The organism is Frigoribacterium sp. NBH87 (genome assembly GCF_014217665.1).
Taxonomy (GTDB): Bacteria; Actinomycetota; Actinomycetes; order Actinomycetales; family Microbacteriaceae; genus Frigoribacterium; species Frigoribacterium endophyticum.
Window position 1 is genome coordinate 725,096 of sequence record NZ_CP043650.1, and the last position, 23,241, is coordinate 748,336.

Genomic DNA, 23,241 nt, shown 5'->3' on the forward strand with positions numbered 1-23,241 from the left:
CCGGGGAGGCGCGGGCGGGCACCGCGGGCGACGAGCGTCGCGGTGCCCGCCGGGCCGTCAGTAGCGGTCGATCGACGGCGGGGTCGGCGTGGGCAGGACCTTGCCGGCCGTCTTCTCCCACAGCTCGTCCCAGGTGCCGTCGTCCTCGGCGTCCTGGAGCGTGTCGTTGACGAACTCGCGGAAGTCGGTGTCGTCGAGCGCGAGGCCGATGCCGTAGGGCTCCTCGGTGAAGGGCTCGTTGACGACCTCGAACTCGCCCTCGTTCTGGTCGGCGAGGCCGGCCAGGATGACGTTGTCGGTGGTCACGGCGGCGACCGCGCCCGAGCGCAGCGGCTCGAGGCAGTTCGAGTAGGTGTCGGTCGCGATGACGTCGGTCGCGGCCGCTACGTAGGGGGCGATGTTCTTCTCGCTGGTCGAGCCGCTCACGGTGCAGACCTTCTTGCCCATGAGGTCGTCGACCGAGCTGATGCCCTCGGGGTTGCCCTCGAGCACGAGGAGGTCCTGGCCGGCCTGGTAGTACGGCCCGGCGAACGAGACGACCTCCTTGCGGGCGTCGTTGATCGTGTAGGTCGCGATGACGAGGTCGACCTGGCCGTTCTGGATGAACGGCTCGCGGTTCGCGGAGACCGTCTCGACCCAGTTGATCTTCTCGGGCTGGATGCCGAGCTTCGCGGCGATGAGCTTGCCCATCTCCGCGTCGAAGCCCTGGGGCACGCCGTCGGGGTCGGCGAGGCCGAAGAGGGGCTGGTCGAACTTCGTGCCGATGGTGATCTCGCCGGCGTCGGCCAGCTTCGCCATCGTGCTGCCCTCCGCGAAGTCGGCGGGCGTCTCGACGTCGACGGCCGGGGCCGACGAGTCGGTGCAGGCCGTCAGGCCGAGCACCATCGCGGCGGCTGCGGCAGCGGTGACGATTCCCTTGCTGAGTCGCATTCTGTTCTCCTTGCTGGGGGACCCGGTCGACGGTCGTCGCCCGGAAGTCTCGAGGGGGTGCTCCCCCGCGGTGCGGGGGGCGGGCCGGAGTCGCGGTGCCGGTCGGCGTCGTGGGCCTCGGCACCGCGAGCGGGCCGTCAGTGCGTGAGGATCTTCGAGAGGAAGTCGCGGGCGCGCTCGGACTTCGGCGCGGTGAAGAACTCCTCCGGCGTGGCCTCCTCGACGATCTGGCCCTCGGCCATGAACACGACGCGGTCGGCAGCCTTGCGGGCGAAGCCCATCTCGTGGGTGACGACGATCATCGTCATTCCGTCGGCCGCGAGCTGCACCATGACGTCGAGCACCTCGGTGATCATCTCGGGGTCGAGGGCGCTCGTCGGTTCGTCCAGCAGCATCACCTTCGGGTCCATGGCGAGGGCACGGGCGATGGCCACGCGCTGCTGCTGGCCGCCGGAGAGCTGCGAGGGCATCTTCTCGGCCTGGTCGGCCACGCCGACACGGTCGAGGAGCTCCATCGCGCGCTTCCGCGCCTCGGCCTTCGACCGACGGCGGACCTTGACCTGGCCGAGCATGACGTTCTCGACGACGGTCTTGTGCGCGAACAGGTTGAAGCTCTGGAACACCATGCCCACGTCGGCCCGCAGCTTGGCCAGCGCGGCGCCCTCCTCGGGCAGCCGGGTGCCGTCGATGCTGATGACGCCGTCGTCGATCGTCTCGAGGCGGTTGATCGCCCGGCAGAGCGTCGACTTGCCCGAGCCGCTCGGCCCGATGACGACGACGACCTCGCCGCGGCCCACCGTCGTCGTGACGTCCTTCAGGACGTGAAGCTCTCCGAAGTGCTTGTTGACGTGGTCGACCACGACGAGGGGATCCATGGAGCCACACAAACAGACACCCGGAGGGGGGTCAAATTCACGGCGGATTCGTAACAGAACCGAAATGCGTCGTACGACGGCTCAGCTGCGCTGGGCGAAGGCGCTCTCGTACAGGCAGACGGAGGCGGCGGTGCTGAGGTTCATGGACTCCGCCTGCCCGTAGATGGGCACGACCACGGCCCGGTCGGCGAGGGCGAGGTCGGCGTCGGTGAGGCCCCGGGCCTCGTTGCCGAAGAGCCAGGCGGTCGGGGCGCCGAGCAGGCCCTCCTGCCGGGCCTCGAGCAGGTCGTCGCCCTTGACGTCGGCGGCGAGCACCTGGACGCCGGCCTCGGCGCAGCGCGCGACGACGGACGCGAGATCGCCGCCCAGCGCCACGGGCACGTGGAAGAGCGACCCGGTCGTCGCCCGGACGACCTTGGGGTTGTAGAGGTCGACGCTGCGGCCCGTCATCACGACGGCGTCGGCGCCCGCCGAGTCGGCGGCCCGGATGATCGTGCCGGCGTTGCCCGGGTCGCGCACCTCCTCGAGGATGGCGATCAGACGGGGCCCGCCCTCCCCCGTGTCGGCGAAGACGTCCTTGACGCTGACCGGGAACTGCTTGCACACCGCGACGACGCCCTGCGGCGTCACGGTGTCGGCCATGACGTCGAGGACGGCCTCCGTGACGAACTCCGCCTCCAGGCCCGCCGCCTCCGCGGCCTCGCCCAGGGCGGGGTGACGCTCGAGCGCGGTGGGCGTGACGAACAGCTCCACGAGCAGCTCGGGTCGCCACGCCAGGGCTTCGGAGACCGCCTGGGGGCCCTCGAGCAGGAAGAGGCCGGTGTCGGTGCGGGCGTCGCGCTTGGCGAGCTTCGCCACCGCTCGGACTCGGGGCGAACGGGGGTTGTCGAGGAGGGGGCTGCGCACGCCACCACTGTGCCACACGACCCGGCCGGTGACGGCGGCGGCGCCGTCGCGCCGCGGACGCGGGAGAGGCCCCGACAGCGGTGCTGTCGGGGCCTCTCGGGCGGTGCAGGTGACGCGGTGGATCAGGCGGCGGCCTTGGGGGCCGACGTGTCGGCGGGCAGCGCGGCCTTGGCCGTGGCGACGATCGACGCGAAGGTGGCGGGCTCGTTGACGGCCAGCTCGGCGAGGATGCGGCGGTCGACCTCGATGCCGGCCAGGGCGAGGCCCTGGATGAGGCGGTTGTAGGTCAGGCCGTTCGCGCGCGACGCGGCGTTGATGCGCTGGATCCACAGGCGACGGAACTCGCCCTTGCGAGCACGACGGTCACGGTACGAGTAGACGAGCGAGTGGGTGACCTGCTCCTTGGCCTTGCGGTACAGGCGCGAACGCTGACCGCGGTAGCCCTCGGCGCGTTCGAGGACGACGCGACGCTTCTTGGCGGCGTTGACCGCTCTCTTGACTCTTGCCATTTTCTTGTTCCTCTACGTTCGTGTCAGCGGTCAGTGACCGAGAAGCTTCTTGGCGACCTTGGCGTCGGCGGGGGCGAGCACCTGGTCCTTGTTCAGGCGAGCCTTGCGCTTGGCGCTCTTCACCTCGAGGTTGTGGCGCATGCCGGCCTGCTGCTTCATGATCTTGCCGGAACCGGTGACCTTGAAGCGCTTCTTGGCGCCGGAGTGGGTCTTCTGCTTGGGCATCTCTACTTGCTCTCTTCTGTGGGCGCGGCCGGTGCGTCGGCCGGCGCCTCGTCGGACGTCGGGTGCTTCGGGCCCTTGGCGGCGACCTTGCGGGCCTCCGCCTCGGCCTTGGCCTCGGACTTGTTCTTGTGCGGACCGATCACCATCACCATGTTGCGGCCGTCGATGGTGGGCGTCGACTCGACGCTGCCGAGCTCGGCGACGTCCTCCGCGAAGCGCTGCAGGAGGCGGACGCCCTGGTCGGGACGCGACTGCTCGCGACCCCGGAACAGGATCATGGCCTTGACCTTGTCGCCGCCCTGGAGGAAGCCCTCGGCGCGCTTGCGCTTGGTCTCGTAGTCGTGCTTGTCGATCTTCAGGCGGAAACGGACCTCTTTGAGGATCGTGTTCGCCTGGTTGCGACGCGCCTCCTTCGCCTTCTGCGCAGCCTCGTACTTGAACTTCCCGTGATCCATGATCTTGGCCACGGGAGGCTTCGAGTTGGGGGCCACCTCGACGAGGTCGAGCTCGGCCTCGGCGGCGAGCCGCAGGGCCATGGCGATGGGGACGACACCGATCTGTTCTCCGGCGGGGCCGACGAGGCGGACCTCCGGGACGCGGATGCGGTCGTTCGTACGGGGATCGCTGATGCGGAACTCCTCTGTTGATGCTTCCGACACCACCGCGTCGGTGACACGGCGGGGAAAGAGGAGGTTCGTGGCCCACACGCCTCACGGCGCGACAGGACCACTGCACCCTGGCTGCCTGTCTCCGACCTGAGCCACCTGCGGGGCAGGTGAGCATCGGACGGACACCGACGGGGTGCCAACAACCCGGTAACCTCGTGTAACGGTCGAGCGCGGGTGGGAGAATCTCCACTTTCGCACGGAGCAGACGCTCCGAGCCTTGACGACTTTAGCAGAGGATCAGTTCGTGAGCCACTCCCCCCGAGACACCGCCGCCGCCTCCGACGACGCGCACACCCACCGCTTCGCCGACGACACCGCCCCGTCGGCGACGGGCGGCGCCGACGACGCCGTGCGCGACATCGCCGAGGTCAACGCCGTCGAGGTCATCAACACCGTCGCCGTCCACCTGATGAGCGCCGCCGCCGTCAAGGTCGGCCTGGCCGACGACCCCCAGGCGCAGACCGACCTCGACGAGGCCCGCAAGCTGATCACCTCGCTCGCGGGGCTCGTCACGGCCAGCGCGCCCGAGATCGGCGACCAGCACGCCCGGGCCCTCCGGGACGGGCTCCGGTCGCTGCAGCTCGCCTTCCGCGAGGCGAGCGCCATCCCCGACGCGGTGGGCGCCGGCCCCGGCGAGAAGCTCACCGGCCCGGTCAACTAGGGCCGGGGCGGCCCGCCGGCGGCGACGACCTTCACGGCCATGCCGTCGACCCGCTCCGCGATGACGGGGTCGGCCGACCAGGCGGCCTGCAGGCGGCCGAGCACGGCGCTGAGCTGCTCCTGGTCGAGACCCGGCCGGACACCGAGCTGCACGACGAGCTCGGGCGGGCCGAGCCGCGCCGACCGGTAGCCGGGCGCGACCGCCAGCGTGACCAGCGCCTCCTCGGAGGTCGACGCCGCCAGGAACGCCCGGAGCACGTCCGGGTCCTGGTGGCTGGGCAGCCAGCGCTCGTCCTGCGCGACGGCCCACAGGGCCGGCCGCCGCAGGCCGAACTCCGTCGCCGAGCCGGGGTCGAGCACGAGCCGGTCGGTGGACTCGGCCGCCGCCGCCAGGGCGATGCGCCGGGCGTCGGCGGGAACGGGGCGCGCCCTCGCGTCCCAGGCCCGCAGCGTGTCCACCGACGTGAACGCCGGCAGCACGTCGCGGCCGTCGGGGCCCGCGACCGTGACGATCGAGAGCTCCTGCGTCTTGTCGACGACGACGCCGTGCTCGTTCAGCCCTTCCTCGCCGGCGACCGCGACGAGCGGGATCAGCAGCCGGGCGGGGCGGAGGGCGTCCACCACCGCCACCTCGTCGGCCTCCCCCGCGTGGAACCGCGTCAGGGCCTCGAGGAGGCGCGGGTCGGCCGAGCCGTCGTCACCCGCGTAGGCCGTGTCGTGGTGCTGGAAGGTGCGGCCCGCCCACGGGCGGCCGGCGCTGTCGACCGGGGGCACGGGACGCCCGTCGTGGTCGTTGCGCCCCGCGTGCGCCGCGCCGTGGCCAGGACCCTCCGACGTCACGCCGAGGCGACGTCGAGTGCGGCGCCGAGCGTGAACGCGCCCGAGTAGAGGGCCTTGCCGACGATGGCGCCCTCGACCCCCCGGGGCACGAGCTCGCGGAGGGCCGCGATGTCGTCGAGGCTCGAGATGCCGCCGCTCGCGATGACGGGCTTCTCCGTGCGCTCCGTCACCTGCTTCAGCAGCTCGACGTTCGGGCCCTGGAGCGTGCCGTCCTTCGTGACGTCGGTGACGACGTAGCGCGCACAGCCGGCGTCCTCGAGGCGGGCGAGGACGGTCCAGAGGTCGCCGCCCTCCTGCGTCCAGCCCCGCGCGGCCAGCGTCGTGCCGCGCACGTCGAGGCCCACGGCGACGGCCTCGCCGTACTCCGCGATGACGTGCGCGGCCCACTCGGGGTTCTCGAGAGCCGCGGTGCCGAGGTTGATGCGCTTGACGCCGGTGCTCAGCGCGTCGTCGAGCGAGCGGTCGTCACGGATGCCGCCGCTGAGCTCGACGTTGATGCCCTTCACCTGGCGGATGACCTTCTTGATGATCGACCGGTTGTCGCCGCGCCCGAACGCCGCGTCGAGGTCGACGAGGTGCAGCCACTCGGCGCCCTGCTCCTTCCAGTCGTCCGCCGCGGCCACCGGGTCGCCGTAGCCGGTCTCGGTGCCGGCCTCGCCCTGGGTCAGGCGGACGGCCTGGCCACCGGCGACGTCGACGGCCGGGAAGAGGGTCAGGCCGGGGGTGGTGCAGAACTCGCTCATGCTGTCTCCCTCGCGGCGTGGCCGCGGGATCGTGCCCCCGTCGCGTCGGGACGACGCGCCTCTCGGGGCGGGGTCGGGATGGAGGCGGCGGCCGGCCGGGCGGTCGGGCCCGGCCGGCCGTCGCGCCGGGTCAGAGGGTGCCGAGCCAGTTCGACAGGAGGCGGATGCCGGGCTGCCCCGACTTCTCGGGGTGGAACTGGGTCGCCCAGAGCGGGCCGTTCTCGACGGCCGCGACGAACCGTCCGCCGTGGTCGGCCCACGTGACGTGCGGCTCGGGGAACGGGCGGATCACGTCGAGCGTCCACTCCTGCGCGGCGAACGAGTGCACGAAGTAGAAGCGCTCGTCGCGGACCCCGTCGAAGAGGACGCTGCCCTCGGGGGCGTCGACGGTGTTCCACCCCATGTGCGGGAGCACGTCGGCCTTGAGCTCGTCGACGACGCCCGGCCACTCGCCGAGCCCGCCCGTGGTCGTGCCGCGCTCGACGCCGCCCTCGAAGAAGACCTGCATGCCGACGCAGATGCCCATCACGGGGCGACCGCCGGCGAGGCGTCGGTCGATCAGCTCGCCGCCGCCCACCGACTCGAGCTGGCTCATGACGGCCCCGAAGGCCCCGACGCCGGGCACGAAGAGGCCGTCGGCCGACTGCACGCGACCGCGGTCGCGGGTCAGCTCGACGTCGGCGCCCGCGAGCTCGAGCGCCTTGACGGCCGAGTGCACGTTGCCGCTGCCGTAGTCGAGCACGGCGACGGTCGGCCGCGCCGTCACAGCGAGCCCTTCGTCGAGGGCACGCCCGAGACCCGGGGGTCGGGCTCGACGGCCTGGCGGAGCGCCCGTGCGAAGGCCTTGAACTCGGCCTCGGCGATGTGGTGCGGGTCGCGCCCGCCCAGCACGCGGACGTGCACGGTGATGCCGGCGTGCACGGTGATGGCCTCGAAGACGTGCCGCACGAGCGAACCGGTGAAGTGCCCGCCGATGAGGTGGTGCTCGAAGCCCGCGGGTTCGCCGGTGTGGACGAGGTAGGGGCGACCCGAGACGTCGACGACCGCCTGGACGAGGGCCTCGTCGAGCGGCACGAGCGCGTCGCCGTAGCGCGAGATGCCCGACTTGTCGCCGAGGGCCTCGCGCAGCGCGGTGCCGAACGTGATGCCGATGTCCTCCACCGTGTGGTGCGCGTCGATGTGCGTGTCACCGGTGGCGGTCACGTCGAGGTCGATCAGCGAGTGCTTCGAGAGCGCGGTGAGCATGTGGTCGAAGAACGGCACCGACGACGAGATGGTCGACCGCCCCGTGCCGTCGAGGTCGAGCGAGAGGGCGACGCTCGACTCGCTCGTCGATCGGGTCAGGGAGGCGGTGCGGGAGGCGCGCTGATCGGTCACGAGGAGAGCCTAATGTCGCGGAGGGCGTCGAGGAACGCGGTGGTCTCGGCCTCGGTGCCGGCGCTCACGCGGAGGTGGCCGGGGATGCCCAGGTCGCGCACGATGATGCCGCGCTCGAGGAGCCGCTCGAAGACGTCGGAGGGGTCGTCGACGCCGCCGAACAGGACGAAGTTCGACCAGGTCGGCCACGGCTCGTAGCCCATCGCGGCCAGCTCGCGCACGATGCGGTCGCGCTGGCCCCGGATGTCGTCGACCATGGCGAGCATCTCGTCGGCGTGACGGAGGGCCGCGACGGCGGCGGCCTGCGTCAACGAGGAGAGGTGGTACGGGAGGCGGACGAGACGGAGCGCGTCGGCCACGGCCGGGTGCGCGGCCAGGTACCCGACGCGGGCCCCGGCGAAGGCGAAGGCCTTGCTCATCGTGCGCGAGACGACGAGGCGCGGACGCCCCTCGAGGAGGGTCAACGCCGTCGGCTGCCCGGGCGGCATGAACTCGGCGTAGGCCTCGTCGACGAAGACGATGCCGTCGGTCGCGTCGTAGGCCGCCTCGACCGTGGCGAGGTCGAGGGGCGTGCCGGTGGGGTTGTTGGGGCCGCAGAAGAAGACGATGTCGGGGCGGACGCGCTCGATCTCGGCGACGGCGGTCTCGGGCGAGATGCCGAAGCCCTCGTCGCGGCGACCCTCGACCCAGGTGCTGCCGGTGCCGACGGTGATGATCGAGTGCATCGAGTACGTGGGCGGGAACCCGAGGACGGAACGACCGGGGCCGCCGAACGCCTGGAGCAGCTGCTGGATGACCTCGTTCGAGCCGTTCGCCGCCCAGATCTGCTCAGGCGTGACGCCGTGCCCGAGATAGGCCGCCAGCGCCTCGCGCAGGGCCGTGAACTCACGGTCGGGGTAGCGGTTGACCTCGTGCAGCGCCTCGGCGATCGACGCGACGATGTCGCGGGCCACGTCGGCGGGCACGGGATGCGTGTTCTCGTTGACGTTGAGGGCGACGGGCACCTTCTTCTGGGGGGCGCCGTACGGGGTCAGGCCGCGGAGGTCGTCGCGGAGGGGCAGGTCGTCGAGACTGAAGGACACCCCTCCATGGTAGGCGCGAGGCGCGCCCCGACCGTCACCGGGACGACGGCCGCTGCCGACGGGTCAGTCGGAGTACTTCGTCGGGACGGCGAGGGTCTGCCCCGCGCTGACCTCGGCGCTGCCGAGGGCGTTCAGCCGGACGATGTCGCTGACGACGTCGCGCGGGTCTTTCGTGGGGGCGATCTCGTGGGCGACCTGCCAGAGCGTCTCGCCGCCCTCGACCGTGACGTGCTCGAACGCCACGGCGGCCGAGCTGTCCGAGGCCTGCGCCCCGGGGCCGGCGAGCAGGACGCCGCCGACGATGCCCGCCACGCCCAGCGCGACGGTGGCGGCCACGACGCGACGCCCGCGGCGCGTGATGCGGAGACGGGTGCGGACGGGGGTGGCGGCGGGGGTGCCGTCGATGCTGGGGGCGATGCTGATGCTGCTGATGATGGCGCTCATGGGGTGGGTCCTTTCACCGCGAGAGAAGACTGCGAATTCGTGCCCGGCACTCGGCCGGGAATGCCGGACACGAAGACGTGTTCCGAACATACATTCGATCCGTGGTCGATTCAACCCCTCATCCCCCTCCGATGCCCTCCGGATCTGCGACACACTCGAACAGGTGTGTGGCTGGGGCGTCGTCATCGGATACGGTTTCGATCGATGGTGGGAGTCAAACAGCGACCACCGACATCCGACGTCAGGAGACAGATGAGCGACCCGCAGCGCGCGAGCGCGGCCGTGACGGCCCCCTCCCGCAAGGCACTGACGGCGAAGCAGGAGTCGATCCTGGCGGCCATCCAGGCGAGCATCGCCCAGAGCGGCTACCCGCCGAGCATGCGCGAGATCGGCGACGCGGTCGGCCTCCGCTCGCTGTCGAGCGTCACGCACCAGCTCAACCAGCTCGAGCTCGCCGGCCGCATCCGCCGCGACCCGAACCGGCCCCGCGCCCTCGAGGTGCTCGCCGACGAGTCGGCCCCCTCCGCTCCCGTCACCACCATCCTCACCAGCAGCGACGACGGCGACACCGCCCACGTGCCCATGGTCGGCCGGATCGCCGCCGGCGTGCCCATCACCGCCGAGCAGCAGGTGGAGGACGTCATGCCCCTGCCCCGCCAGCTCGTGGGCAAGGGCGACCTCTTCATGCTGCGCGTCGTCGGCGACTCCATGGTCGACGCCGCCATCTGCGACGGCGACTGGGTCGTCGTCCGCCAGCAGCAGAGCGCGGAGAACGGCGACATCGTCGCCGCGATGCTCGACGACGAGGCGACCGTCAAGGTCTTCCGCCAGCGCGACGGCCACACCTGGCTGCTCCCCCGCAACAGCGCCTTCGAGCCGATCCTGGGCGACCACGCCCAGATCGTCGGCAAGGTCGTGGCGGTGCTGCGCTCGGTGTAGCGGGCTGGGTCGCGGCGGCCTCGACGGCACGACCCGCGACTCCTGCACCACCGTCGACCACGACGACGAAGGCCCCCTGCCGAGACGGCAGGGGGCCTTCGTGCTGTGGCGGAGGGCCGGCGCTCAGCGCCGGGCGACCGCCGGCTGCACGAACGGTGCCAGGGCGGCCACGTCGCTCGGGTACACCCGGGCGTGGAGGCGCGTGCCGGCCTCCTCGTAGTCGGTCGAGACGACGCGGCCCGCGTCGTGCAGGTGCGCCACGACCTCTCCGCGGTCGTACGGCACGAGCAGGTCGACCTCGACCTCGGGCTCCGGCAGGAGGCCGGCGACGCGGTCGAGCAGCTCGTCGACGCCCTCGCCCGTCCGGGCGGAGACGAAGACCGCCGAGGGCTCGAGGCCCTGCAGCACGAGCCGCTGGTCGGCGTCGACGAGGTCGGCCTTGTTGAAGACGACGACCTCGGCGATGTCGTGGCCGTCGACCTCGGAGATCACCTGGCGCACGGTCGCCAGCTGCGCGGCCGGGTCGGGGTGCGAGCCGTCGACCACGTGCACGATGACGTCGCTCGCGGCGACCTCCTCGAGGGTCGACCGGAACGCCTCGACGAGCTGGTGCGGCAGGTTGCGCACGAAGCCGACCGTGTCGACGTACGTGAACGGGCGGCCGTCGGGCGTCGTGCTCTTGCGCACGGTCGCGTCGAGGGTCGCGAACAGGGCGTTCTCGACCAGGACGCCCGCGCTCGTCAGGCGGTTCAGCAGGCTGCTCTTGCCGGCGTTCGTGTAGCCCGCGATCGCGACGGAGGGCACCTCGTTGCGGTCGCGGTTCGCGCGCTTGGCGTCGCGCGCCGGCTTCATCTCCTTGATCTGGCGACGGAGGCGCGCCATGCGCGTGTGGATGCGGCGACGGTCCAGCTCGATCTTCGTCTCACCGGGGCCACGGCTGCCCATGCCGGCACCGGCGCCGCCGACCTGGCCACCGGCCTGGCGCGACATCGACTCGCCCCAGCCACGGAGGCGGGGCAGCAGGTACTCGAGCTGCGCGAGCTCGACCTGCGCCTTGCCCTCGCGGCTCTTGGCGTGCTGGCTGAAGATGTCGAGGATCACCGCGGTTCGGTCGATGACCTTGACCTTCACGACGTCCTCGAGGGCGCGTCGCTGGCTGGGCGCGAGCTCAGTGTCGGCGATGACCGTGTCGGCGCCGAGCGCGGCGACGGTCTGCCGGAGCTCCTCCGCCTTGCCCTTGCCGAGGTACGTGCTGGGGTCGGGGTTCGGACGCCGCTGCAGGAGGCCGTCGAGCACGACCGCACCGGCGGTCTCGGCCAGGGCGGCGAGCTCTCGCAGGGAGTTCTCGGCGTCGCCGAGCGACCCCTGCGACCAGACGCCGATCAGCACGACGTTCTCGAGCCGCAGCTGGCGGTACTCGACCTCGGTGACGTCCTCGAGCTCGGTCGACAGGCCGCCCACGCGCCGGAGCGCGGCGCGGTCGTCACGGTCGAGCTGCTCGCCGTCGGAGCCGGCGTCGGCCAGGGAGCGGGTCTGGATCGCCTGCGCGGGCGAGAAGACGGTGTACGCGGAGGAGCGGGCCGCCGCGCGCTCCAGCACCCGGGCGACGACGTCTTCGGGCAGCTGGTCGCCCTGCTCGGCGTCGAGCGGGGTGGAGGGAGTGTCTGTCATCGGTGTGATCGTAGCCCTTTCGTCAGGCAGGTCGCAGGGCGCCCGGACGGGCGGGCCCTGCATCTTCGGTAGGTTGTGGGTCATGTCGAGCGAGCACTACTTCTCCCCGAACCCGGAGAGCGAGCTGCGTCGTCGCACGATCACGGCGACCCTCGCGGGCCGTGAGCTCTCGATCACGACGGCCGCGGGCGTCTTCAGCCCCGGCCGGGTCGACCCCGGCACGTCGGTGCTGCTGGCCGGCACCCCGGCGCCGCCCCCGGTGGGCGACCTCCTCGACGTCGGGTGCGGATGGGGGCCCGTCACCCTGAGCCTCGCGCTGATGTCACCCGACGCGACGGTGTGGGCCGTCGACGTGAACGAGAGGGTCCTGCAGCTCGTGCGCGAGAACGCCCGGGCCGCCGGCCTCCACAACGTCAACGCCGTCACCCCGGACGATGTTCCCGACGACGTCCGCTTCGCGACCATCTGGTCGAACCCGCCCATCCGCGTCGGCAAGGCCGACCTGCACGGCATCCTCGAGCGCTGGCTCCCCCGGCTCGAGGAGGGGGCCGACGCCTGGCTCGTCGTGCAGAAGAACCTCGGCGCGGACTCCCTGCAGCGCTGGATCGGCGAGACCATGGGCGACGTCGTCGACGTGCACCGCGCCTCCACCAGCAAGGGGTACCGCATCCTCCGCGCCACCCGCAGCTGACCCCGGGGAGGCGCGGGTCGGCCCCCGCGAGGGAGCGCTGCGCCTCAGAGGGTCAGGGCGCCGCTGTAGACCAGCTCGGCCGGCCCGCTCAGCGAGACGTGCTCGCCGTCGGGGTGCTCCGTGACGCGGACGCCGACCACGCCGCCCGGCACCGTGACGAGCCAGGACGCCGGGGCGCCCGTGCCCGCCCAGTGGCGGGTCGCGAGGGCCGCGGCCGCCGCGCCGGTGCCGCAGGAGAGCGTCTCGCCGCTGCCGCGCTCGTGGACGCGCATGCGGATGCGGCCGACGCCGTCGACGACCAGAGGGTCGGAGGGGACGACGAACTCGACGTTGGCGCCGTCGCTCGGCACGGGGTCGAGCATCGGCGCGTAGCCGAGGTCGACCGCGTCGAGCTCGGCGTCGCCGGCCAGCGCGACGACGACGTGGGGGTTGCCCACGGAGAGCGAGAGGCCGGGGCGCGCGGCGTGCAGCTCGCGGGCGCGCACGGTCGGCTCGGCGTCGTCGAGGCGCCAGGCCCCGAGGTCGACGCGGAAGCCGTCGACGGACCGCTCGACCCAGCGGACCCCGGCGCGGGTGCCGATCGCGAGGCGCTCGCCCTCGGCGAGCTCGACGAGGCCGCGCTCGAGCAGGTAGCGCACGTAGACGCGGATGCCGTTGCCGCACATCTCGGCGACGCTGCCGTCGGCGTTGTGGTAGTCCATGAACCACTCGGGGGAACCGGCGCCGTCGTCGACGAAGGGCGCGGCGCCGCCGGGCAGCGACGCCGTCTTCACGGCCCGGATGACGCCGTCGCCGCCCACGCCGAAGTGGCGGTCGGTCAGCGCCCGGATCGTCACGGGGTCGAGGTCGACCTCGGCGTCGGCATCGGTGAACAACACGAAGTCGTTGCCGGTGCCCTGGCCCTTGGTGAACTGCAGGGTGGTAGTCACCCGAGGAGTCTAGCGACGGCCCGCTCGACGGCCCCGGCCTCCCCCGTCTCCGACCAGTCGACGTCGGGCAGGCGGCGGAACCAGCTGACCTGGCGGCGGGCGTAGCGACGCGTGAGGGCCTGCGTGGTCTCCACCGCCTCCTGCTGGTCGACCTCGCCCCGCAGCTGCGCCGCAGCCTGCGCGTAGCCGATCGCCCGGCGGGCGGTGACGCCCCGGTCGAGGCCGAGCGTCGTGAGGTGCGCGACCTCGTCGAGGAGCCCGCCCGCCCACATGGCGTCGACGCGCTCGTCGAGCCGCTGCACGAGGACGGAGCGCTCCTCGCGGAGGCCGACCACGTGGGAGTCGCGCCACCGGGGCGCCTCGTCGGGCAGGGAGGCGGAGAACGGCTCCCCCGTGATCTCCCCCACCTCGAGCGCCCGCACGAGCCGTCGGGCGTTGTGCGGGCCGATGGACTCGGCCGCGCGGGGGTCGGTCTCGCGGAGCAGCGCGTGGAGCGCCCGCGGCCCCCCGCTCTCGCCCAGCGCCTCGAACCGCGCCCGCACGACCGGGTCGGTGCCGGGGAAGCGGTAGTCGTAGAGCACGCTCGAGACGTACAGCCCGGAGCCGCCCACCAGGAGGGGCACGGCGCCGCGGGCCAGGACGGCGTCGACGGCCGCGCGCGCCTCCTTCTGGTACCACTCGACGCTCGCCTCGTCCGTCACGTCGAGGACGTCGAGGAGGTGGTGCGGCACTCCCCGGCGCTCGGCCGGGGGCAGCTTCGCCGTGCCGACGTCCATGCCGCGGTACAGCTGCATCGCGTCGGCGTTGACGACCTCCGCCGCCGCCCCGCGGGCGGCGAGGGCCTCGGCGAGGTCGAGGGAGAACGCGGACTTCCCCGTGCCGGTCGAGCCGACGATCGCGACCAGCACGTCAGCGGAGGTCGTCGGTCGTGCTGTAGATCGGCGTCGTCGCGACCCGGAGCGTCGGGATGCCCAGCGACACGCGCGGCGCGGCGGTCGTGCCGGAGGCGCCCCCCACGGTCGCGGGGACACCGCAGGACGCCGCCTGGGCGCGGTCCCACGCGTCGCCCGCCCGCGTGCGGCGGAGGCTCCAGGGGCGGCCGGGGCCCGCGTCGGCGATCAGGTAGAACGGCGCAGCGTCGGTGACCTGCACCGAGACGACGTCGCCGGGACGCGGGACCTCGGCGCCGCGCGGCACCTCGACGTGCACGAGGCGGCTGTCTTCGGCGCGGCCGGAGAGCCGGTGCGTCGCCGCGTCCTTCCGGCCCTCGCCGGCGGCGACCATGACCTGGACGAGCCGCCCGACCTGGGCACGGTTCTCCGCGGCGGAGATGGAGTCCTGCAGGGCGACGAGACGCTCGTAGCGCTCCTGCACGACGGCCTTCGGCAACTGGTCGGGCATCTCGCCGGCCGGGGTGCCGGGCCGCACCGAGTACTGGAAGGTGAAGGCGGACGCGAACCGCGCCTCCTCGACGACCCGGAGGGTCTCGGCGAAGTCGGCCTCGGTCTCGCCGGGGAAGCCCACGATGATGTCGGTGCTGATCGCCGCGTGCGGCATCGCGGCACGGACGCGGTCGAGGATGCCCAGGAACTTCTCGCTGCGGTAGCTCCGTCGCATGGCGCGCAGCACCCGGTCGGAGCCGGACTGGAGGGGCATGTGGAGCTGCGGCATGACGGTGGGCGTCTCGGCCATCGCCTCGATGACGTCGTCGGTGAACGACGCCGGGTGCGGGCTCGTGAACCTCACTCGCTCGAGGCCCTCGACCTGGCCCACCGCCCGCAGCAGCTTCGAGAAGGCGAGCCGGTCACCGAACTCGACGCCGTAGCTGTTGACGTTCTGGCCGAGGAGGGTCACCTCGATCACGCCGTCGTCGACGAGCGACCGGACCTCGGCGAGGACGTCGCCGGGCCGCCGGTCACGCTCCTTGCCCCGCAGGGTCGGGACGATGCAGAAGGTGCAGGTGTTGTTGCAGCCGACCGAGATGCTCACCCAGCCGCTGTGCGTGGACTCGCGCTTGGTCGGCAGGGTCGACGGGAAGACCTCGAGGGACTCCAGGATCTCGACCTGCGCCTCGTCGTTGTGCCGCGCGCGCTCGAGCAGGGCCGGGAGGGAGCCCGTGTTGTGGGTCCCGAAGACCACGTCGACCCAGGGCGCGGCCTCGAGGACGGCCGCGCGGTCCTTCTGGGCGAGGCAGCCGCCGACGGCGATCTGCATGCCGGCGTGCTTCCGCTTGACCCCGGCCAGCTGCCCGAGCGTGCCGTAGAGCTTCTTGTCGGCGTTCTCGCGAACCGCACAGGTGTTGATGACGACGACGTCGGCCTCCGCCCCCTCCGGGGCTGCGACGAGGCCGGACGCCTCGAGCGAGCCGCGCAGCCGCTCAGAGTCGTGGACGTTCATCTGGCAGCCGTAGGTGCGCACCTCGTAGGTGCGCGGACGGACCTCCGCCGGAGCGGCCGGGAGCGGGGCGGAGGTGACCGTCGTCATGGTGACCCAGTGTAGATCGGCGCCCCCGCCCCCTCGGTCACTCGAAGCGGACGCCGCCGCCCCGAGGGCTGCCACCGCGCGGCAGCACCTTCTCGATCGCACGCCGCACGACGTCGGAGCGGTAGCCGCGCCTCATCAGGTACCCGTTCAGGCGTCGCTCGGCGGTGGCGTGGTCGAGCCCGCGGAGGGACCCGACGCGCTTGCGGGCCCACTCGTCGGCCCGGGACTGCTCGTCGTCGTCGTCGATGTCGGCCAGGGCCTCCTCGACGACCGAGGCGTCGAGCCCGCGCTGCCGGAGCTCCGACGTCACGGCTCCCCGACCGAGCCCCTTGCGCTCCTGCTTGGAGCGGACGAGGTTCTCGGCGAGCTCGCGGTCGTTGAGCAGCCCGACGCCCTCCAGGCGAGCCACCTCGCCCAGCACGATCTCCTCGTCGAGGTCACGGCTGCGGAGCAGCGTCGTCATCTCGGCGGAGGACACGCCGCGGCGCGACAGGGCGTGGAGGCTGACGTTCTCGGCACGTCGCTGCTGGGCGTCGAGGTCCTCGGGCTCGGGCTCCGGCTCCTGCTCGGTCGCGTCCGCGTCGGGAACGATCGTGGGCTCGACGGCGCGGAGCCGTGACCGGCTGCGGGGCGAGCTGAACGCCGGCGGCTCCTCCGCGGTCGGCTCCGGCGACGTCGGGGCCGACCAGTGGGCGCTGATCGCAGCCAGCCGTTCGGCGGTCTCGGCGACGGGATCACCGGGAGTCGACGCCGTGTCGCCCTCCCCGAGGCTCGCCTCGTCGACGGCGGGAGCGCCGTCGACAGCGTCGGGTCGGCCGGACCCCGAGCCCAGCGGGCCGGAGACCGCCCAGCCCGTCACGGGGTCGAGCTGCACGTCGCCGTCGGGGTCGAGGGCCGCGTCGCCGTCGTCAGCGTCGAGCGACTCCGTGGTGACCGGCTCGACGGGGGGCACGACGTCGAGACGACGTCGCGGGGCCGTGGTGTCGTCGGCGAGCGGCGCGGGAGGCGCGTCGCTGGACACGGGCCGACGGCCCGGCCCCGCACCCCGGACACCGAAGAGCGGTGTCACGGGGGCGAGGGCCGAGCCGTCGCCCTGCTCGTCGTCGTGCGTCATGCGCCCTTGCGAGCGGCGATCTTCGCCTCGATCGACTCGACCGGGGCCGCCGGGGCCGCAGCAGCGCCGACGCCGAGCTTCGCGAGGATCTTCTGCTCGATCTCGTCGGCGACGGGCGCGTTCTTGATCAGGAAGTTGCGCGAGTTCTCCTTGCCCTGACCGAGCTGGTCGCCCTCGTAGGTGTACCAGGCACCGGACTTGCGGACGATTCCGTGCTCGACGCCGAAGTCGATCAGGCTGCCCTCGCGCGAGATGCCGACGCCGTAGAGGATGTCGAACTCGGCCTGCTTGAAGGGCGGCGCCATCTTGTTCTTGACGACCTTGACCCGCGTCCGGTTGCCGACCGCGTCGGTGCCGTCTTTCAGGGTCTCGATGCGACGGATGTCGAGACGGACCGACGCGTAGAACTTGAGCGCCTTGCCGCCGGCGGTCGTCTCGGGGCTGCCGAAGAACACGCCGATCTTCTCGCGCAGCTGGTTGATGAAGATCATCGTCGTGCCGGTCTGGCTCAGGCCACCGGTCAGCTTGCGGAGGGCCTGCGACATCAGGCGGGCCTGGAGGCCGACGTGAGAGTCGCCCATCTCGCCCTCGATCTCGGCACGGGGAACGAGAGCGGCGACGGAGTCGATGACGATGAGGTCGATGGAGCCGGACCGCACGAGCATGTCGGCGATCTCGAGGGCCTGCTCACCGGTGTCGGGCTGCGACACGAGGAGGGCGTCGATGTCGACGCCGAGCTTCTTGGCGTACTCCGGGTCGAGCGCGTGCTCGGCGTCGATGAAGGCCGCGATGCCGCCGTTGCGCTGGGCGTTGGCGATCGCGTGCAGGGTCAGCGTCGTCTTGCCGGACGACTCGGGGCCGTAGATCTCGACGATGCGGCCACGAGGGATGCCGCCGATGCCGAGCGCGACGTCCAGCGCGATCGAGCCGGTGGGGATGACGGCGACGGGAGCGCGCTCGTCGCTGCCGAGGCGCATGACAGCACCCTTGCCGAACTGACGGTCGATCTGCGCGAGAGCGGTCTCGAGGGCCTTCTCGCGGTTCTCTGCTGAGGGCATGCTGTTCTCCTTCGGGGTGATGTCCGTGCGCCTGTAGGCTGTCGCGTCGCTGGGCACCGGTGGGGCAAGGAGCTCAGCGTGACGACAAGGCTGGTGGCCCCGACGAGGGTCGGGACCGGTGGAACGTCGATGCAGTGAACGCTACGAGCCACCACCGACACCGGGTGTGCCGGCGTGGTGGCCGGTGGAGAACACGAGGCTTCGACGCCCTGGGGAGGACGCTACACCGATCCGAACGGATGTTCGACAGGGGCACGCGGCGTGTCGAACGCTCCGACGACCGGCAGCGCGACTCAGCGTCGGGGCTCGGGCAGCCCGACGCCGTGCCTCCGGGCGACGGGGACGCCCTCGGCGGCGCAGAGCGCCAGCCAGACGTCGCGCGGGGGCACGCCCTGGGCCACGGCCTCGTCGGCGGTGCGGTCGCCGAGCTCGGCGATGACCAGGTCGCGGGTCACGACGCGGCCGTAGGCCTCCCCGAACTCGTCGGCGACGGCACGACTTAACTCGCTCTTGCGCATCGCTCGAGGGTACCCGCGACGCCCCTCGCCCCGCACAGGACGAACGCCCCCGGCCTGGGCCGGGGGCGTTCGGGCGACGTGGTGAGCGGGAGCTCAGCGCACCGCGAGGTCGGTGTCGAACTCGGCGACGAGGTCGTCGGGCAGCGTGTCGGGGATCGGGTTGAGGCCCTCGATGACCGCCATGCGGTCACCCACCTCGCGCATGATCACCGAGATGGGCGTCTCGAGCGCGTCAGCCACCGACGCGAGGATCTCGGAGCTGGCCTCTTTCTGACCACGCTCGACCTCGCTGAGGTACCCGAGCGCGACGCTCGCCTTGCTGGCGACCTGTCGGAGCGTCCGGCCCTTCTGCAGGCGGAAGTCGCGAAGGACGTCACCGATTTCTTGACGAACCAGAACCATGGGACCCTCCTCCGGATGGACGACCCACCAGACGGACGTCAGTGGTGGGCGGGTGTATCTGCGCGACGATCGTTGTCACTGTAACCACCACGATCTGTACGACGCTTGTGAACCCGGCAGTTGTAACGAGACCGAAACGCGGATCATTCCCGCGTGTCGTCGAGCCACTCAGCCAGCAGTGACAGGAGTTCGGAGACGGTGCCCGATCGGATGGCTCCGCGGTCGCCCCGGAGGTCGAGACGCCGTACCCGACTGTCGTCGGCGGTGGCCAGCGCGATGTAGACCGTGCCCGCGGGCAGGTCTCCCTGGGGGCCCGGCCCGGCCACGCCGGTCGTCGCGAGGCCGAGGGTGGCCGGCGCCCCGGCGACGGCGAGGCGCTCACGCACGCCCGCGGCCATGGCCGCCGCGACGTCGGGGTCCACGGGCCCCGTCGCGGCGAGCCGTGCAGCGTCGACGCCGAGGACGGTGTGCTTGAGCTCGGTCGCGTAGGCCACCACTCCCCCGTGCACGACGGCGGACGCCCCGGGCACCGAGACCAGCTCCGCCACGACGAGGCCGCCGGTCAGCGACTCCGCGACGGCGACGGTCTGGCCGCGACGCGCCAGCTCGGAGACGACCGACGACGCGTCGGCGATCACGCTCCGCGCCCGTGCTTCGCGGCGACGCGCAGGTAGTCGGCTCCGGAGACGAGGGTCGCCACGAGGGCGGCCGTCATGAGGACGCCGTTCACCCAGTGCATCCCCTCGCCGAACACGTTCCAGAGCGGGAAGAGGGCGAGCGTGACGGCCACGGCCTGGAGGACCGTCTTGAGCTTCCCCCCGCGGGAGGCCGGCACGACGCGGTCACGGATGACGATGAACCGGTAGACGGTGATCCCGACCTCGCGGAGCAGGATCAGGGCCGTCACCCACCACGGCAGCTCGCCGAGGATCGTCAGCGAGACGAGCGCCCCACCGATGAGGACCTTGTCGGCGATCGGATCGACGATCTTGCCGAAGTCGGTGACGAGGTCCAGCCCGCGGGCGAGGGCGCCGTCGAGGCTGTCGGTGAGGATCGCCACGACGAAGAGCACCGCCGCCGCGATGCGCAGCGGCCCGTCGGCACCGTCGTCGACGAGCAGCCACGCGATGAACAGCGGGGCCATGAGGATCCGCACCACCGTCACGACGTTCGCGATGTTGGCCGTGCTCGCGGGCCCCGGGCCCTTGCTCGCGAAGCGCCCTCGGAAGGGGAACGTCGCCGGTGCGGGGGACGCGCCTCCGCTGCGGTCGTCGGTCATGGGTCAGTCCCTCCCGGTCAGGCCCCAGGCGTCTTCCGACCCCTCGTCGCCGTCGACCTCGTCGTAGCCCCGCGTCATCTCGGCGACGGGGTCGTCGTCGTAGCCCGGTCGCGGGCTCGACCCGGAGGACAGGCCGGCGGGCGCGCCCGCCCCGTGCTCGTCGTCGCCGCCGCGCAGCTTCGCCAGCACCCCCGGGAGCTGCTCGGGAGTCACGAGCACGTCACGCGCCTTCGAGCCCTCGGAGGGACCGACGATGTCGCGCGACTCCATCAGGTCCATCAGGCGACCCGCCTTGGCGAAGCCGACCCGGAGCTTGCGCTGCAGCATCGACGTCGAGCCGAACTGCGTGCTGACGACGAGCTCGGCGGCCGCGAGCAGGAGCTCGAGGTCGTCGCCGATGTCGCCGTCGATCTCCTTCTTCTCGACCACCGCGGCCACGTCGGGCCGGTAGTCGGGGCGCGCCTGGCGCGTGACGTGCGCCACGACCTGGGCGATCTCGTCCTCCTGGACCCAGGCGCCCTGCACGCGCATCGCCTTGGAGGCGCCCATCGGCAGGAAGAGCCCGTCGCCCTGGCCGATCAGCTTGTCGGCGCCCGGCTGGTCGAGGATGACGCGCGAGTCGGTGACGCTCGACACCGCGAAGGCGAAGCGGGACGGCACGTTGGCCTTGATGAGGCCGGTCACGACGTCGACCGAGGGGCGCTGCGTGGCGAGCACGAGGTGGATGCCGGAGGCGCGGGCCAGCTGCGTGATGCGCACGATGCTGTCCTCGACGTCGCGGGGGGCGACCATCATCAGGTCGGCGAGCTCGTCGACGACCACGAGGAGGTACGGGTAGGGCTTGAGGGTGCGCGCGCTGCCCGCGGGCAGGACGAGCTCGCCCGCGACCACGGCGCGGTTGAAGTCGTCGATGTGCCGGAAGCCGAAGCTGGCGAGGTCGTCGTACCTCATGTCCATCTCCTTCACGACCCACTGGAGCGCCTCGGCGGCCTTCTTGGGGTTCGTGATGATGGGGGTGATGAGGTGCGGCACGCCCGCGTAGATCGAGAGCTCGACGCGCTTCGGGTCGATCAGGACCATCCGCACGTCGGTCGGCTTGGCCCGCATCAGCAGCGACGTGATCATCGAGTTGACGAAGCTCGACTTGCCCGAGCCCGTGGCGCCGGCCACGAGCAGGTGCGGCATCTTGGCGAGGTTGGCGACGACGTAGCCGCCCTCGACGTCCTTGCCGACGCCGATCGTCATCGGGTGCACGCTCTTCGCGGCGGCTCCGGAGCGCAGCACGTCGCCCAGCGACACCGTCTCGCGGTCGGTGTTGGGGATCTCGACGCCGATCGCGCTCTTGCCGGGGATGGGCGAGAGGATCCGCACCTCGTTCGACGCGACCGCGTACGAGAGGTTCTTGCTGAGCGCGGTGACCTTCTCGACCTTCACGCCCGGGCCGAGCTCGATCTCGTAGCGGGTGACCGTCGGGCCACGGCTGAAGCCGACGACCTTGGCGTCGACCGAGAACTGCCGGAGCACCTCCGTGATCGAGCGCACGATCTCGTCGTTCGCCTCGCTGCGGGCCTTGGCGGGCGGGCCCACGGCCAGGGTGGAGGCGGCGGGCAGGCGGTAGGGAGCCTGCGGCGAGTCGTCGTCGACGTCGAGCGACGCGGGCGGCAGCTCGTCGTCGTCCGGGGCCAGCACCGCCGCGGCGACGTCGCTCTCAGCGAGGTCGGCGGGCGGCAGCGACGCGGGCACGCTCGGCAGCACCGTCGTCGCCGCGGTCGCGGAGTCGTCACGGACCGCGGCCGGAGCCGGGGCAGCAGCCGGGGCCGGGGGCACCTCGACGCCCCGGGCGCGGACGGCCTCCTCGGCCCGGTCGAGCTCGTCCAGCAGGCTGATGTCGAAGACGTCGGTGGCGCCCTCGTCGACGAAGCGGGGGCTCGTCGGCGCGGCCTCGACCGCGGCGGGGCCGGAGGCCCGGCGATCGCGCCGGGACGGGCGGGTAGACCGCTCGGGCGGCGCCTCGGTGAGGACGGGGGTGTCGTAGGCGGGGTCGTCTTCTCGACCGCTCTTGGTGCGTCGCCACCACGGGAGGCTCTCGGCGTCGTCGGTCGACCCGTCGGCGGCCTCGGCGGTGCCGGGCTCGGCCGCGGTCGCGCCGAACAGCCAGGCGTAGAGCTCGCCGAGGCGTCGACCGATGTGGTTCGGCGGGGTCTTGGTCGTGATGAGGACGGAGAAGACGAGGAGCACGACGACCACCGGGACGGCCACCCACTCGGTGGCCAGGGCGACCATCCAGGAGGCGACGAGCCAGCCGAGCACGCCGCCGCCGCCGGCGAGGGCGGGCAGGCCCTCCGCGGCCTGGGGCTGCCCGCCGAAGATGTGGCAGAGCGCGCTGATCGACACGATCATCAGGCCGAGGCCGATGCCCATCCGCGTGTTGTCGTGCACGGAGGCCGGGTGCCGGAAGAGCCAGCCCGCGAAGAGGACCATGATCACCGGCAGGGCATAGGCGACCCGGCCGACCAGCGCCCCGAACGTGTAGGCGTCGAGCGCCTGCGCGACGGGGCTCGTCGGGTTCAGCCACTCGACCGCGGCGCCCGCGACGGCGAGCAGGACGAGCAGGAACGGCACCCCGTCGCGGCGTTCGCTGGCGTCGAGCGCCTCGCGGCCGAGCAGGCGGAAGGCGCCGCCGGTGGCGTGCGCCAGGCCCATCCAGGCACGCGTGACGACGCCGGGGCCCGGGTCGACCGCCGCGGGAGGGGGCGTCGGGAGCTTCTTGGTGGCAGCCGTCGCGCCGCGGGCGCCGGACGCGCGGGAGCCGGAGCGCGATCGCGGGGTCTGCTTGGTGGGCGTGGCCATGGGCTCGAGGGTACCGCCCGCCCCCGACGCGGGTCGGAGGCGGGCGG

At 72.4% G+C, this 23,241-nt stretch carries 26 protein-coding genes; 3 read left to right on the forward strand and 23 right to left on the reverse strand.

The features are described 5' to 3' along the window. Positions 1–57: 57 nt before the first annotated feature. The 6 genes from F1C15_RS03340 to infC all read right to left on the reverse strand — a co-directional run bounded on the left by F1C15_RS03340 (position 58) and on the right by infC (position 4,074). Entirely contained in the window at positions 58–930 is an 873-nt protein-coding gene (locus F1C15_RS03340; RefSeq protein ID WP_167259531.1) for a glutamate ABC transporter substrate-binding protein, read from the reverse strand. Positions 931–1,067: 137 nt separating this feature from the next. Then, complete coding sequence (locus tag F1C15_RS03345; RefSeq protein ID WP_167259532.1) at positions 1,068–1,805, reverse strand: amino acid ABC transporter ATP-binding protein; 738 nt, start codon at positions 1,803–1,805, stop codon at positions 1,068–1,070. 81 nt (positions 1,806–1,886) lie between these two features. Then, entirely contained in the window at positions 1,887–2,711 is an 825-nt protein-coding gene (locus F1C15_RS03350; RefSeq protein WP_056056188.1) for an RNA methyltransferase, read from the reverse strand. Positions 2,712–2,833: 122 nt separating this feature from the next. Next, positions 2,834–3,220 (reverse strand): 50S ribosomal protein L20, encoded by a 387-nt coding sequence (gene rplT, locus F1C15_RS03355; protein ID WP_056056191.1) that lies wholly within the window; start codon positions 3,218–3,220, stop codon positions 2,834–2,836. A 30-nt stretch (positions 3,221–3,250) separates the two neighbouring features. Further along, on the reverse strand, positions 3,251–3,445 hold the full coding sequence (gene rpmI / locus F1C15_RS03360) for a 50S ribosomal protein L35 (protein WP_056056193.1): 195 nt from the start codon (positions 3,443–3,445) through the stop codon (positions 3,251–3,253). 2 nt (positions 3,446–3,447) lie between these two features. After that, positions 3,448–4,074, reverse strand: a complete 627-nt coding sequence (gene infC, locus F1C15_RS03365; protein WP_156370197.1) for a translation initiation factor IF-3 — start codon at positions 4,072–4,074, stop codon at positions 3,448–3,450. Positions 4,075–4,357: 283 nt separating this feature from the next. Between infC and F1C15_RS03370 the strand changes: the two genes are divergently transcribed. Next, positions 4,358–4,774, forward strand: coding sequence for a DUF1844 domain-containing protein (locus tag F1C15_RS03370; RefSeq protein ID WP_370543615.1), 417 nt, complete (start codon positions 4,358–4,360; stop codon positions 4,772–4,774). Here the strand turns inward: F1C15_RS03370 and F1C15_RS03375 are convergent. The 6 genes from F1C15_RS03375 to F1C15_RS03400 form a co-directional block, all read right to left on the reverse strand. Next, positions 4,771–5,547, reverse strand: a complete 777-nt coding sequence (locus F1C15_RS03375; protein WP_185232948.1) for an SseB family protein — start codon at positions 5,545–5,547, stop codon at positions 4,771–4,773. The two genes, F1C15_RS03370 and F1C15_RS03375, sit on opposite strands and share 4 nt — an antisense overlap. A gap of 62 nt (positions 5,548–5,609) precedes the next feature. After that, positions 5,610–6,356 (reverse strand): bifunctional 1-(5-phosphoribosyl)-5-((5-phosphoribosylamino)methylideneamino)imidazole-4-carboxamide isomerase/phosphoribosylanthranilate isomerase PriA, encoded by a 747-nt coding sequence (gene priA, locus F1C15_RS03380; protein WP_056056198.1) that lies wholly within the window; start codon positions 6,354–6,356, stop codon positions 5,610–5,612. Between the two features lie 130 nt (positions 6,357–6,486). Beyond that, complete coding sequence (gene hisH, locus F1C15_RS03385) at positions 6,487–7,122, reverse strand: imidazole glycerol phosphate synthase subunit HisH (protein WP_056056200.1); 636 nt, start codon at positions 7,120–7,122, stop codon at positions 6,487–6,489. Continuing rightward, positions 7,119–7,733: an imidazoleglycerol-phosphate dehydratase HisB gene (gene hisB / locus F1C15_RS03390; protein WP_185232950.1), complete on the reverse strand. Its 615-nt coding sequence runs from the start codon at positions 7,731–7,733 to the stop codon at positions 7,119–7,121. Before hisB ends, hisH begins: the two co-directional genes overlap by 4 nt. Then, complete coding sequence (locus F1C15_RS03395; protein WP_056056203.1) at positions 7,730–8,815, reverse strand: histidinol-phosphate transaminase; 1,086 nt, start codon at positions 8,813–8,815, stop codon at positions 7,730–7,732. The genes hisB and F1C15_RS03395 overlap by 4 nt, the downstream gene beginning before the upstream one ends. A gap of 63 nt (positions 8,816–8,878) precedes the next feature. Next, positions 8,879–9,259 (reverse strand): hypothetical protein, encoded by a 381-nt coding sequence (locus tag F1C15_RS03400; RefSeq protein WP_185232952.1) that lies wholly within the window; start codon positions 9,257–9,259, stop codon positions 8,879–8,881. Positions 9,260–9,511: 252 nt separating this feature from the next. On the opposite strand from F1C15_RS03400, the gene lexA reads away from it, so the two are divergent. Continuing rightward, the gene (gene lexA / locus F1C15_RS03405) at positions 9,512–10,198 is read left to right on the forward strand and encodes a transcriptional repressor LexA (protein ID WP_056056206.1); all 687 of its coding nucleotides are present in this window, start codon (positions 9,512–9,514) and stop codon (positions 10,196–10,198) included. Positions 10,199–10,321: 123 nt separating this feature from the next. On the opposite strand, the gene hflX is transcribed toward lexA, so the two are convergent. Beyond that, positions 10,322–11,869, reverse strand: coding sequence for a GTPase HflX (gene hflX, locus F1C15_RS03410; RefSeq protein ID WP_185232954.1), 1,548 nt, complete (start codon positions 11,867–11,869; stop codon positions 10,322–10,324). Between the two features lie 82 nt (positions 11,870–11,951). Between hflX and F1C15_RS03415 the strand changes: the two genes are divergently transcribed. Then, entirely contained in the window at positions 11,952–12,560 is a 609-nt protein-coding gene (locus tag F1C15_RS03415) for a class I SAM-dependent methyltransferase (protein ID WP_056056210.1), read from the forward strand. Positions 12,561–12,604: 44 nt separating this feature from the next. Here F1C15_RS03415 and dapF read toward each other — a convergent pair whose 3' ends face one another. The 10 genes from dapF to F1C15_RS03465 all read right to left on the reverse strand — a co-directional run bounded on the left by dapF (position 12,605) and on the right by F1C15_RS03465 (position 23,194). Continuing rightward, entirely contained in the window at positions 12,605–13,489 is an 885-nt protein-coding gene (gene dapF / locus F1C15_RS03420) for a diaminopimelate epimerase (protein ID WP_056056212.1), read from the reverse strand. Further along, complete coding sequence (gene miaA, locus F1C15_RS03425) at positions 13,486–14,397, reverse strand: tRNA (adenosine(37)-N6)-dimethylallyltransferase MiaA (protein ID WP_056056213.1); 912 nt, start codon at positions 14,395–14,397, stop codon at positions 13,486–13,488. The genes dapF and miaA overlap by 4 nt, the downstream gene beginning before the upstream one ends. Before the next feature lies 1 nt (position 14,398). Further along, positions 14,399–15,973 carry a tRNA (N6-isopentenyl adenosine(37)-C2)-methylthiotransferase MiaB gene (gene miaB / locus F1C15_RS03430; RefSeq protein WP_185232956.1) on the reverse strand — a complete coding sequence of 525 codons (1,575 nt, stop codon included), beginning with the start codon at positions 15,971–15,973 and terminating at the stop codon, positions 14,399–14,401. Between the two features lie 37 nt (positions 15,974–16,010). Continuing rightward, a complete protein-coding gene (locus F1C15_RS03435; RefSeq protein ID WP_185232958.1) occupies positions 16,011–17,087 on the reverse strand; it encodes a regulatory protein RecX in 1,077 nt (358 codons plus the stop codon). Then, positions 17,084–18,145, reverse strand: a complete 1,062-nt coding sequence (recA, locus tag F1C15_RS03440) for a recombinase RecA (RefSeq protein ID WP_056058750.1) — start codon at positions 18,143–18,145, stop codon at positions 17,084–17,086. The genes F1C15_RS03435 and recA overlap by 4 nt, the downstream gene beginning before the upstream one ends. Before the next feature lie 293 nt (positions 18,146–18,438). Then, positions 18,439–18,663: a DUF3046 domain-containing protein gene (locus F1C15_RS03445; protein ID WP_185232960.1), complete on the reverse strand. Its 225-nt coding sequence runs from the start codon at positions 18,661–18,663 to the stop codon at positions 18,439–18,441. Positions 18,664–18,756: 93 nt separating this feature from the next. After that, entirely contained in the window at positions 18,757–19,065 is a 309-nt protein-coding gene (locus tag F1C15_RS03450; protein ID WP_055794896.1) for a helix-turn-helix domain-containing protein, read from the reverse strand. Between the two features lie 143 nt (positions 19,066–19,208). After that, complete coding sequence (locus tag F1C15_RS03455; RefSeq protein ID WP_056058753.1) at positions 19,209–19,700, reverse strand: CinA family protein; 492 nt, start codon at positions 19,698–19,700, stop codon at positions 19,209–19,211. After that, on the reverse strand, positions 19,700–20,344 hold the full coding sequence (pgsA, locus tag F1C15_RS03460) for a CDP-diacylglycerol--glycerol-3-phosphate 3-phosphatidyltransferase (protein ID WP_056056221.1): 645 nt from the start codon (positions 20,342–20,344) through the stop codon (positions 19,700–19,702). The genes F1C15_RS03455 and pgsA overlap by 1 nt, the downstream gene beginning before the upstream one ends. A 3-nt stretch (positions 20,345–20,347) precedes the next feature. After that, on the reverse strand, positions 20,348–23,194 hold the full coding sequence (locus F1C15_RS03465) for a DNA translocase FtsK (protein WP_185232962.1): 2,847 nt from the start codon (positions 23,192–23,194) through the stop codon (positions 20,348–20,350). Positions 23,195–23,241 lie beyond the last annotated feature (47 nt).